General features: G+C 76.1%; 1 pseudogene. It reads left to right on the top strand.

The features are described from left to right. Positions 1-306, top strand: a pseudogene (locus tag JGS39_RS40445) (N-acetylmuramoyl-L-alanine amidase); the annotation flags it as partial.

The raw sequence follows: 306 nt of genomic DNA on the forward strand, positions 1-306 counted from the left end.
CCACCGGCGCACCCGCCGCCGCGGCAGCCGAACAAGGACTGCCCGAGCGCGACGTCCAGCCGTTCTCCCTGGTCGGAGTCGTCTGGGACGACGTGGACACCGAACTCCACGGCACCGCCCAGGTCCGCACCCGGGCCACCGGCACCGACCGCTGGTCCGACTGGCAGGACCTGGAGACGCACAACGCCGAGCACTCCGCCGACGCCGGGACCGCCGAGCGCGACTCGGGTGCCGCCCGCGGCTCCACCGCCCCGCTCTGGGTCGGCGACTCCGACGGCGTCGAGGTCCGGGTGCGGACCTGGGCGG

Source organism: Streptomyces poriferorum (assembly GCF_019399235.1).
Classification (GTDB): Bacteria; Actinomycetota; Actinomycetes; order Streptomycetales; family Streptomycetaceae; genus Streptomyces; species Streptomyces poriferorum.